At 24.7% G+C, this 12,131-nt stretch carries 11 protein-coding genes; 1 reads left to right on the top strand and 10 read right to left on the bottom strand.

Features of this window, described 5'->3' with window-relative positions; genetic code table 11:
- Nucleotides 1-207: 207 nt before the first annotated feature.
- The 9 genes from ACYUE0_RS10710 to ACYUE0_RS10750 all read right to left on the bottom strand — a co-directional run bounded on the left by ACYUE0_RS10710 (nucleotide 208) and on the right by ACYUE0_RS10750 (nucleotide 8,509).
- Entirely contained in the window at nucleotides 208-1,155 is a 948-nt protein-coding gene (locus ACYUE0_RS10710) for a GTP-binding protein (RefSeq protein ID WP_460270511.1), read from the bottom strand.
- 174 nt (nucleotides 1,156-1,329) lie between these two features.
- On the bottom strand, nucleotides 1,330-2,811 hold the full coding sequence (locus tag ACYUE0_RS10715; protein WP_460270512.1) for a sensor histidine kinase: 1,482 nt from the start codon (nucleotides 2,809-2,811) through the stop codon (nucleotides 1,330-1,332).
- The gene (locus tag ACYUE0_RS10720) at nucleotides 2,795-3,457 is read right to left on the bottom strand and encodes a response regulator transcription factor (protein WP_460270514.1); all 663 of its coding nucleotides are present in this window, start codon (nucleotides 3,455-3,457) and stop codon (nucleotides 2,795-2,797) included. Before ACYUE0_RS10720 ends, ACYUE0_RS10715 begins: the two co-directional genes overlap by 17 nt.
- A 122-nt stretch (nucleotides 3,458-3,579) precedes the next feature.
- Nucleotides 3,580-4,350 carry a C39 family peptidase gene (locus tag ACYUE0_RS10725; RefSeq protein WP_460270515.1) on the bottom strand — a complete coding sequence of 257 codons (771 nt, stop codon included), beginning with the start codon at nucleotides 4,348-4,350 and terminating at the stop codon, nucleotides 3,580-3,582.
- 1 nt (nucleotide 4,351) lies between these two features.
- Complete coding sequence (locus ACYUE0_RS10730; protein WP_460270517.1) at nucleotides 4,352-5,014, bottom strand: ABC transporter ATP-binding protein; 663 nt, start codon at nucleotides 5,012-5,014, stop codon at nucleotides 4,352-4,354.
- A gap of 27 nt (nucleotides 5,015-5,041) precedes the next feature.
- Nucleotides 5,042-6,505 (bottom strand): ABC transporter permease, encoded by a 1,464-nt coding sequence (locus ACYUE0_RS10735; protein WP_460270518.1) that lies wholly within the window; start codon nucleotides 6,503-6,505, stop codon nucleotides 5,042-5,044.
- 165 nt (nucleotides 6,506-6,670) lie between these two features.
- Entirely contained in the window at nucleotides 6,671-7,036 is a 366-nt protein-coding gene (locus tag ACYUE0_RS10740) for a C-GCAxxG-C-C family (seleno)protein (protein ID WP_460270519.1), read from the bottom strand.
- A gap of 175 nt (nucleotides 7,037-7,211) precedes the next feature.
- On the bottom strand, nucleotides 7,212-7,742 hold the full coding sequence (locus tag ACYUE0_RS10745; RefSeq protein WP_460270521.1) for an MORN repeat-containing protein: 531 nt from the start codon (nucleotides 7,740-7,742) through the stop codon (nucleotides 7,212-7,214).
- Between the two features lie 38 nt (nucleotides 7,743-7,780).
- Nucleotides 7,781-8,509 carry an HAD-IB family hydrolase gene (locus ACYUE0_RS10750; RefSeq protein WP_460270522.1) on the bottom strand — a complete coding sequence of 243 codons (729 nt, stop codon included), beginning with the start codon at nucleotides 8,507-8,509 and terminating at the stop codon, nucleotides 7,781-7,783.
- A 607-nt stretch (nucleotides 8,510-9,116) separates the two neighbouring features.
- Between ACYUE0_RS10750 and ACYUE0_RS10755 the strand changes: the two genes are divergently transcribed.
- Nucleotides 9,117-11,135, top strand: coding sequence for a methyl-accepting chemotaxis protein (locus tag ACYUE0_RS10755; RefSeq protein WP_460270523.1), 2,019 nt, complete (start codon nucleotides 9,117-9,119; stop codon nucleotides 11,133-11,135).
- Between the two features lie 115 nt (nucleotides 11,136-11,250).
- On the opposite strand, the gene ACYUE0_RS10760 is transcribed toward ACYUE0_RS10755, so the two are convergent.
- Complete coding sequence (locus ACYUE0_RS10760) at nucleotides 11,251-11,823, bottom strand: GDSL-type esterase/lipase family protein (protein ID WP_460270524.1); 573 nt, start codon at nucleotides 11,821-11,823, stop codon at nucleotides 11,251-11,253.
- Nucleotides 11,824-12,131: the final 308 nt, after the last annotated feature.

Consider the following 12,131-nt stretch of genomic DNA (forward strand, 5'->3'; position numbering starts at 1 on the left):
TCTGTTCGTCAGACCAGAGATTTGCCGCCAACTTCCTTCAGATTCCACCTCACGGTGGACACCCTTGTCTTAAGCTATACACTTACCACTACTAGGTCGTGTTAGGGACTTTCACCCTTAAGATTACGCCCATGCTGGGCGCACAACATAAAAAAAAGTTGAAAATAAATTATTCAACTTTTCTTTTATCATAATATTTTATACAGTTTAACTAAAAAGATTATATAATAGTTCTTTGTTTAGTTTTTTACCTATAATACAAACAACTCCCTCTTCATTAAATTTATATGGTACGACATTAAAACTTTTTAATACATAGTCAAATTTTAATTGTTTGCAATTATTACTTTTAACAATTCCTTTTGCTCTTATTATATTTCCAAATTCATTATTTTTCAATTTTTTCATCACATCTTCTAATTGTTTTTCTGTAAAAAATTTATTAGTTTTAAAAGATAAGTTCTCAAATTTTTCTTCTACATTCACCCTATAATGTTTCTTTATTTTTATTGATGTATTTTTTTTAGGTTTTTTTATGTATTTTATAGTTGAAAAATCATTTTTATCTTCTCCCCAAAATATAATCTCTTCTCCTTGTACACTATCTGAATTACATATTATATTAGCATTTGAATTTATATTTTTTAAATCATCTTTAATCTTTTTTATCTTATCCTGAGATATATTTTCACACTTGGTTATAACGATAGATTTGCAATTAATAATTTGATTTTTATAAAATGCTCCAAAATTTTCAACATATTCATTAAAATTTTCCCCATCAATTACAGTAATGATCATATTTACATTAACCATACTATTTATTTTTTCATCATTAAATATTTTTAATATATCTGATAACTGAGCAACCCCTGAAGGTTCAATAATTATTCTATCCGGTGTAAATAACTCTGTTACATTTATTATGCAATCTTTAAAATTTTCTGTTAAAGTACAGCATATACAACCATCAGTTATTTCTTTTATATCTATATTATCCTTTTTTAAAAATTCACCGTCTATATTTACTTCACCAAATTCATTTTCTATAATTACTATTTTTTCATTTAAAAAGTTATTTTTAATAATCTTTTTTATAAGGTTAGTCTTACCAGCACCTAAAAATCCTGAAATTATATCTAACTTAACACCCATAATTTCTCTCCCATCTTAACAAAATTTTATATTATTTACTAATAAGTTACAATTTATAATATATCAAGTTTTAATCATTTAATGAAGCTAAAAGTAAAATAATATTATATTATTTTACTTTTAATTATAAAAAACTACTTTAATAATAATTTTTATTATTAAAGTAGCTTTATTTTAATCTTGAAAAATAATTTTAAATATTACAGAATTATTTTCGCTTGTTAAAAAATATTGTATTTTTTTATGCATATCAAAAATTGTTTTTACAATATACAACCCTAATCCACTTCCACCAGTTTTTCTGTTCCTAGACTTTTCTATCCTATAAAATGCTTTAAAGACCTGTTCTATTTCTTCTTTTTCAATATGTGCTCCTGTATTCTTAATTATCAATTCTACACAATTTGAATTTCTTTTTAAATTTAATATTAATTTTTCTTTTGGTTTAGAATACTTTATTCCATTATTGATAATGTTAGTTAAGGCTTTTTCTATAAGCTTTTTATCTCCATATACAAATATTTCATTTTCCAAATTAATTATAGTAAAAATATCTTTTTCATCTATAAAAAATTTTTGATTTTTAACTATATCTTTTATAAGTAAAGTTAAGTTTACTCTTTCAATATTTAACTTAAAATCATAATTTTCATATTTGCTTAAAAGTAAAATTTCACCTACTAATTCTTTTAATTGATCTAATGTACTTAAACATTGTTTTAGATATTTATCTCTATCTTTAAACGGTCCAATATTATATATCATTCCTTCAACTTGGCCTCTTATAATAGTTATAGGTGATTTTAATTCATGTGATATTGTAGTTAAAAATTCTCTTCTTCTTTTCTCTAATTGTCTTTCTTTTTCTATATCGTTTTTTAATTGAATATTAGTATTTGCTAACTCTTCAATAGATTTTTGCAAATTATAGCTCATTTCATTTATGCTAGTAGATAATTGTGCAATTTCATCATTTCCTTTATAATCTAATTTATCAGTAAAATCTAATTTAGCTATTTTTTTTGAAATATTATTTATTCTTATAAGTGGAGAAGCCATTATTTTTGAATAAATTACAGAAGCTAAAATTCCTATAATTAATGTTATCATTACCATAAATGGTAAGAATAACAGAATCATTTTAGACATTTCTCGAACACTTGTCATCGGCGAGTAAATTATTATTAATACACATTCCATATTTAACTTTTTTAAATTAAAGTTTTTTTCTACTTGTAACATAGAATGTGATTTTTTTTTCGGTCTCTCTTCTCTTTTATCTAATTTATCATTTTCTTCACTTATCTCATCTTCAAATTCTGATATTTCATGCATAGGTTCCTTTTTGCTTAAACCTTTATTAGATGAATAAACTATCTCACCATTAATAGTCTTTAGTAAAACCATAGCATTATTTTTATATGTAAAATTATCCAATAAATTATCAATGTCTATATCTTTATTATTTTCTAAAGTTTTTACAGTATTTAAAATTTCATTATTTACTTTATAAGTTCTATATATATTGTAAAACTGCGGTAATAGAAAGTATAATAATATATATGCCAATAATGATGTTATTGTAATTATAGTTATTGTTATAAAGAACACTTTTTTCTTTATATTCACATTGTTCCATTTACTTTTCCAATACATATCCAATTCCCTTTATAGTTTTTATATACTTTGCATCTATTTTTTTTCTAATATTTTTTATATGAGCGTCTATTACCCTCATATCCCCATAATAATCATATCCCCATACTTTATCCATTAATATTTCTCTTGTTACTACTCTAGGATAATATTCTATAAGCATTTTTAAAATATTAAATTCCTTAAGTGTTAAATCTATCTCCTTTTCTTTAAAATAGCCTTTATAACTATCACATTCTAATTTTAAATTTTCAAAAGTAATATTATTTTCTATGTGTAACTTATTATATCTTTTTAACACAGCTTCAACTCTTCTTATTAGTATATTAAAAGAAAATGGCTTAGTTATAAAATCATCACACTCAAGATCAAATGCTTTTATTTCATCCAACTCACTTTCAAGGGCAGTAAGAAATATTATTGGAATGTTTGAAAACTCTCTTATCATTTTACACAAAGTATATCCATCCATGTTAGGCATCATCACATCCAGTATAATCAGATTATAACTGCTATTTTTCACTTTTTTATACCCTTCTATTCCATCATTAGCAGCATCTACTATATAACCTTCGCTTTTTAAAAATTCTATGATTAATTCTTGTATCTGCAGATCATCTTCTACAACTAAAATATACTTTTCCACACTATCCTCCATAGTTAAATTTATTAAACCTAATTATATTTTATATTAAATATAATTAGGTTATTTTTAAATCATTTTATTTAGTATAATTTTTATTAATTCAATTTTAGTTAACTTAAAATTTATTCATAACTTAAAGCTTTACTTCCAATACTTTTCCAACTCTTAATAAATACTTGTTTATCTACAGCTCTATTTTTTTCATTAGTTAATGGATCGTTATAATATATATAATCTTTATCATATCCTGTTAACAATACTGTATGTTGATTAAAACTACAAGTTATTTCTTCTCCATCAACAATCCAACTAGCATCTAATGTAGGATTCCCAAAATCCGATGTTATCCAAACTACTACTGGTTTTCCATCACTTAAATATTTTTCTAACTTAAAATATGGTTCATCAGTTAAATCAACTGGATTTATATATTTTTCTAAAGATTCTATCATTGCATTAGGGTAAATGGCGAATCCTGCTTCTTCACCTGTAACATCTCCTACAAATCCTACATTTGGATTTCCCCATGATATTATTGTCCCATCAACATCTCTAACAATTTCTGTAGTGTCTATTTTCATTTCATTTGCTAATGTTAGTTTATCTACGTTAATCCCATTATAGTTAAGCATCATAGTTGTAGAAGTTATTTCACAACCATAAAGCAACTCTGGTAATTGACTCACTAATGGCACATCAAGTTTAACACTTTGTTTTGATGAAATCTCATATTGTTTCAAAGCATTTTCCACTGAAAATATAGAATTCTCAGATGATTTTTTTTCTGCAGCTAAATATGTACTATTAATAATGATAGATTTAAATAATATTATCAGAGATGACGTTACTAATATTATTAAAACTATTTTTCCTTTAAATTTATATAAACGCATTTTAGACCCTTACCAAACTTTTATTAAAGAGTTTATAAGTAATATCTGATTTATGAGCTATTTCATTATTATGAGTAACCATAATAAGACATTTCTTTTCTTTTTTAACTATTTCCGTAAATAAATTTACTATTTCATTAGACGTAACTTCATCTAAATTTCCTGTTGGCTCATCTGCTATAATTAAATCTGTTTTTGAAACTAATGCTCTTGCTATTGCTACTCTTTGTTGTTGTCCGCCACTTAAAGTTAAAACTTTTTGCTTTGCTTCTTTCTCATTTATACCCACTTTTGCTAACATTAAAAGACATTCTTGCTTTTTATTTTTCAACTTTAGTCCTCTTATAGACATTGCCATTTCCACATTTTGTAATGCAGTCATATAATTTAGCAAATTGTATCCTTGGAAAACTATAGATACATATTTATTTCTAAATTTATCTAAACCTATTTTTCTTATATCACTTTCTTTATAAAAGATTTTTCCTTCATCCTGTTTATCTAATCCTGAAACTAAGGATAAAAATGTTGTTTTTCCTGATCCTGAAGGGCCTATTATAGTATAAAATTTTCCTCTTTCAAAAGAAACATTTAAATTTTTTATAATTTCCTTCTCTTTATTATAACTATAACTAACCTCTTCAAGTCTTAATAATGCTTCCATGTAGTTTCCTCCTAAGTTTGTAATTGTCTACTGATGTTTACTTAATATATTTTTAGGGTTAAGTCTCATAATAGATATAGATGGTAACAAAATAGATACTATAGCTATTAAAATTGTCACTAATGACATTTTCCCAAAATCTATTATGGTAATTTCGACATCCATACTATCAATAGTTTTTACACTGCTTTCTTCCCTCATACCAGCTTTATCTCTCATCTCACTATCCATTCCTGTTATGCTCTTATTTGTACTACTACTTGTCTCAATTTGATTAGATAAAAGGTTTGTTGCCATTACATTACTTACTTTATTACCTACAACTCCTGAAATTCCTATTGCTAATACTAGTATAATTAATATTTCACTAATAAATTGACTTATTATTTTAAACTTTTTCTCACCTAAAGACATTAATATACCAATTTCCATAATTCTTTCTTTTATAGAAAGCATTATTATAAGTGTTAATATCACAGCACCTGAAATAACTCCAATATACAATGTTATTTTAGCAAATGATGCAACTGATTCTATAGAACCCACCATTTTATCATAGTCCTTACTATTAGCATCTAAAGTATATGTTTCAAAATCTATATCTAACTGTTTTCCTTCACTTACAAAATTTTCAACATTTAATGGATCATCTATTTGAAATTCTGCTTTATCTGCTTTTCCAGAGTATTCTTCACCTTTAAATATATTTACAAATGTATATGGAACATATATTTTATTATATGGACTCATTGATGGACTCATAAATCCTTCTGTTGTAACTTCTTCATTAGATTTAAATACACCAACAATTTCTAATTCATTGGTAATACTTGAATCATTATTCTTAGAAACAGTTATTTTATCACCAACTTTAAGATTATTTTCACTAGCTAAAGTTTCCTCTATCATAGCAACCTTAGTATCTATATCTGTAGTTGTAATCATTCTACCATCAACTAAAGTAATTTCATTATTTTCATATTCTTCTACAAGTGAGGCATCAGATACACCTTGTAGATTTATATCTCCAAAACTCATGCCTTTTCCTTGGCTATGATCTTCATTAAATTTCATATCACTATTATTGGTTTCATTGTTAGCATTTGCATTTTCACTTTCTTCACTAACTATCGGTTCAAAACTATCTGCATTTACATAAGTTGTACTTATTAAATTATACGACTTAACATGCTTAATTTGAGCCAATTTCTCTACATCTGATATATTTATTGGTGTATTTTTCATTCTTACTTTCTTATCTTCATTACTACTTTCATCTGACATTTTACTTCTCATATTTTCCGAATCAATTTTCAATGATACTGTAGCACCTAAACTCTCTCTTGCTAGTTTTTGAGAAGCTTTTGCTGCACTTTGTATAGCTATACCTGATAATATAACTACACAAACTGTTAATGTAATAATAAATAAAATTAAAGATTTTACTTTCTTTTCTTTTAAATTTAAAAATGCTCTAAATAAAAAATTCATCTCTTCGCTCCTTTTTATTTTGTCCCATATTGGCTTACAAATACATATTAGAAAACCTATCTATAAGTGAAATGAATTCAATGTGAATTTAATATGAATTTTTAAATTTAAAAATTTAACTAAAAATAGGTCATCTTATTAAGACGACCTATCTTTATATTAGTTTTATTTTTCATCCATAATTTCTTTTAATGCATCATATGTATATTCTATTATTTCATCACATGATACACCTTTTCTTTTAAGTTCTACACAATCAAAGGTTCCATATTCTTCTTTTATTTTATTCATTAAAAGTTTTCCGTATTTTCTAGCTTCATTAGGGTCCTTAGCATTTTCTCTTCCTTTAGTTGCCCCTAAAACCATCATTGCACCAGTAATTGCACCACAGGTTGTTCCAACTGACATACCACCACCAAAAGGAGTTGCTATTGATACTGGAATATCTAAATTATTTTCTTCATTTATTGCTTTGATTATAGATTCAGAACAGTTATATCCTTCTTTATGAAAATCTAATACTTTTTTCATTATTACATACCTCTTCTCAAATATATCGTTTTATTTTAATATATAGTTTTAAAGTTTCAAGTTAATTTTAAATCATTGTGAAAAATTTTTCAAGTGAAATTTTTTATTTATTAATGCTATTTTTATAAACAAAACACATTTAGATATTTTTATAACTCTAAATGTGTTTTCACTATTAATCTATTTTAATTCCATTTTTAAAAGTGCACTGTTTTACATTACCATTTATATCTATTATAGTAAAATCGCCGTCAACCTGATCATTAGACCATTTACCTATGTATTTTTCTCCCTCTACTGTTTCTAATATTCCTTCTCCATGTTGCTTATCATTTTTCCAAGCTCCTGTATATTTATCTCCATTTTCCCATAAATATATTCCACTACCATCTTTATCATCATTGTTCCATTGACCTATATAACTTTCACCATCAGACCAATAATATATACCGTACCCATCTTTTAAATCTTTCTTCCAACTCCCTATATATTTTTCTCCATTATTCCAAATCATAGTGCCTTCTCCGTGCATTTTACTTTCATGCCAATAACCAATGTATTTTGTCCCATTTGCATATGTAAAAATACCAAACCCATGTCTTCTTCCATTTTTTCTTTCCCCTTGATAAATTCCACTTGTGCTATGATCATGATTATGATTTATTTCAATATTTTCGTTTTCATTAATCTTTAAATTTTTTTCCATTTTATTTCTCCTCAATACATCTTATTTTTTATATATTATTATAAAAATTGTATATTATTAATATCCAAATTATACGTTACATCTTTACGTTCAACTATAACTTTTATTTTTTCCCTAACCTCATCATTTTCCATTACTTTTGTTAGAAGTTCTTTTGTTGGGTTGATTGCATAAGGAATACCTACTGACTTAAACATAGTAAAATCTCCTGATGTATCTCCATACGCAAAACTTTTATCAAGCTCTATATTGTATTTTTCTGTTAGTTCTTTTATAGCATTTTGTTTGCTCTCTGAATCCCACATTGGTATTATTTCTCCAGTATAATTATCATCATCATCTCTTAAGTATATAGAACCTTTATAGTCATCCATATTATATTTATTTGACATTTCTTTTACAAGTTCAATTGGTGAACCTGATATTGCAATTACTTTATGCCCTTGCTCTTTATGCCACTTTATTCTCTCTCTAGTAAAAGTATAAACCCTATCACCTTTTTGTTCTATAACCTTTTTAGCTATATACTCTATATGGTGCCTGTCCACACCTTTTATTGCTTCTATATATATATCAACCATTTTTATAAGATATTCATCATAATCGCCTTGTCTTTTATCCCACTTAATAAATGCCGGACGGACCTCTCTATACCATTTTTTCTCATCTACAAGCTCATACTTAACTATTTTTTTAAAAACTTCTGTTATTAGTCCTTCTCTATAAATAGTTCCATCTATATCAAAAAATGCTGCTATGTTTCCCATATAATCATCTCCTCCACTCAATTTTTGTATTTAATAGATTTTATCATATTTAAAATAAATTGCAATTATTTTAATAATTTTTTATACCAATATTAATATTACTAATCTATTCAAGATTATGTGAATATCTTAGGTAAACTATTACATTTAAATTAACTAAACAGTTTTTTTCATATACAAAGATATATTTTTTAACTTATTATACCATTAAAACTAATAGAAAATATACCTCTTAATGTTGTATTTTTTTACAATTTTCAACTTTTTAGCCAATGATTTTTACATATATTAATGGTAATATAAATATATGGTATAAAATTTTAATTAATATCTAAAGTAAATTAATAATTGTTTGATAATTAACTAAGAAGGATTTATTTTAAATCTTTTATTTCTATATGAAATTATTGTCACATATTGATTTATTTTAATTATTTCAATTAAATTTTTCCATATTTTTCGAGAAAATTAAAGCTTTATAGTAAATATTTTTAATGTTACTTAATACATTATCTATTATGCTGTTATGGCTTTACAAAAGATAAATCTAGCTCATTGAGCATAGTTGATTTTTTAAATATAATAATTTGAAAGTAAGGGGTTATTTATGGGGAAAAATTTCAAAAAAGAAAAAATGCACAACAAAAAAATTAGTTTAATATCAGCTATACTAATATTAATGATTTTCACTTCTATTATTCCTATAGTAATACTAGGATATAGTAATTTGAAAAACAATTATAATAACATATCTAATATTTATTTAACTAAAAGTTCTAATAGCATTAATTCTATTTCTAATAGTATTTCTACACTTGTAAACATAAATATTAATTTAATAAATTCACTATCTAATGATGAATATGTTTTAGAGAATATAAACAATAAAAACTATGATAAATTACTCAGGTATTTTAAAAATATAAAAGACAATAATGAGACAGTATCCTTTGTATATTTCAGTGACTCAAAAGGGGGATTTACCTCGTATCCTTTAGAGGATACTTCAAATTTCAAACCACTGGAGACAACTTGGTATAAAAGTGCTATGACTTCTGATGCATTGGTAATATCTCCTCCATATATTGATGGTGTAAACGGCTTAAAAAATATTACTATTTCAAAAAAAATCAAAAATGAAAAAGGTGATATTTTAGGATGCTTAGGTATAGATATATTATTAGATAAAGTTTGTGAAAATATATCTGAAACACCAATAGGAACCGATGGATTTTCTTTAGTTACATATAAAGATTCATCTGTACTTGGTAGTAGCAATAAAAATTTAATGGAAGTAAATTTACCTGAAACTGATTGGGGTAAAAAACTACCTAACATAAAAGACAGCTCAATTTTAACTATAGAAAATAAAAAATATGTAGTAGAAAAACATGTGGATGAATCTTTAGGTTATACAACTTATGGATTTATATCAAAAGACGAGATAAATAGTGTAGTTTTCAAATCAATATTAAATGTTGTCATAACAGTATGTTTAACATTGATATGCTCTATTATAATAATTATTTTTACCTCTATAGTGTTAAAAAAATCTATATCTAAACTAACGTCAATTGTCTTAAAATGTAAAGATGGCGATTTCACTGAAAAAATTGATACAAATAACATTAGAATTAATGATTTCTTTCATATTGGTCACTCTATAAATTTAATGATAGATGATATTACTGTAGTTTTAAAAGAAACTCATAAAATATCTAATTATCTTCTTAATGCATCATTAAATTTTAAAGACATTATAAGTGAAGTAAATTCTTCTAATAATGATATTGCTAGTGCTATTGGTCAAATAACTGAAGGTGCTACTTGTCAAAGTTCTATGCTAGAAAATAGCGTAAATGCCTCTGAAAATTTTGGATGTGAAATTGATAATATATCAAGCTATGCAAAAGATATATCTTTGAAATGTAATGAAGCTGAAGATGCAATAATAAGCGGAAAAACAATTATGAATGAATTAAAAGATATGTATGGAAAAAATACTATTTCAATAAATACTGTAGTTGATAAGGCATCTTTGCTTGAAGAAAACTCTAAAAAAATTAATATAATTTTAGATACTATAAAAGATATAACGACTAAAACAAACCTTCTATCTTTAAATGCTAGTATAGAAGCAGCTAGGGCTGGAGAAGCAGGAAAAGGGTTTGCAGTTGTAGCTAATGAAGTAAGGCTTTTAGCAGAACAATCTAGTAGTTCTGCTAAAGAAATTGAAGAAGTTATTATAGAAAATTTAAGCAATATAAAATCTGTAAATAATGAAATTTCATCTTCTCAAAAGATAATTGAACTTAGTTCTGGAAAAACTTTAGATACCTTTAAGAGTTTTGAAAAAATCACAAATTCTATAGATGCTTTAAAAGAAAAAATTAATTTCACATCAGAAGCTATACTAAAAGTTAATGATTCTAAAGAAATTTTCATACAAAACCTTCAAGATATATCTGCTGTTTCACAAGAAGCTGCCGCTTCAACTGAAGAAGTTAATGCTTCTAGTGAAGAACAACAGGGTAAATTTAAAGAAGTAACAGTGCAAGCAGAGGATTTAAATACTATATCTAACACTTTAAATGATTTAATATCAAATTTTAAAATTACTGAATAAACATTAAAAGGGCTTAATAAGCCCTTTTATATAATTCCAATTTTTTAATTTTAGCCTATGCTTTTATTAAGTTAGAACTTTTTAGTTTAATGAAAACAGTACGCTTTCTACCCTACTATAATGTATTTTTCAAACTATTTAATAAACTTTTATAAACAATACAGTTGCCTTCATAACTTAAATGTACTCCATCTACGTATAATTCTTCATTCCACTCATTAAATTCTTTTGTCAAGTTTACAAACTCTATAGAATTTTCCTTACAAATATTTTGTAGTTCTTTTTCATAGCTTTCAATAATACAATTGACATTCTTATAATTACAATAGCAGTCCCATCTTTTAATTGCCATGTTTTCTGACATTTTAGGTGGAGAAAGTATTATTGGTATTATATTTTTTTCTAAAGATTCTTTAATCATTATTTTTATATTGTCTAAAGCATCACTAATTTTTCTATTACATAGAAAATCATTACTTCCACCTAATAATATTATAATATCAGGACTATGCAAATTTATTTCTGATGTTAATCTATTCATCATTCCAACTGTTGTATCACCATTAATTCCTGAATTTATAAATTTATATTCTTTATATTCATTTTTTATTAAATAAAACCAGCTTTCTTTAAAATCTACTCCGTATCCATATGTTATGCTGTCACCTATGCATAATATAGTCTTCAAATCATTCACCCCTTAAACTTAATTAATACTTAATATTCTAATTTCAACTTATAATTGTATTATTTTAAATTTTAAAATGCAAATTTAAAATATATTAATATTAAATCCGTATATAATTTATATGTATTTTTATTTTTTAAATTTAAAAAATATTTCGTATAGTTGAATAATTCTATAAATATTATTATAATTTTAACTAGTATGATTTGTAAATTTTTAATAAATTTAACATTAACATTTTATTAAGAAATATTATTTTATATATTTAATATTTTTCTTTAATAAATATTAAATCTATGGAGGTCATT

The organism is Clostridium sp. CTA-19 (assembly GCF_054767855.1).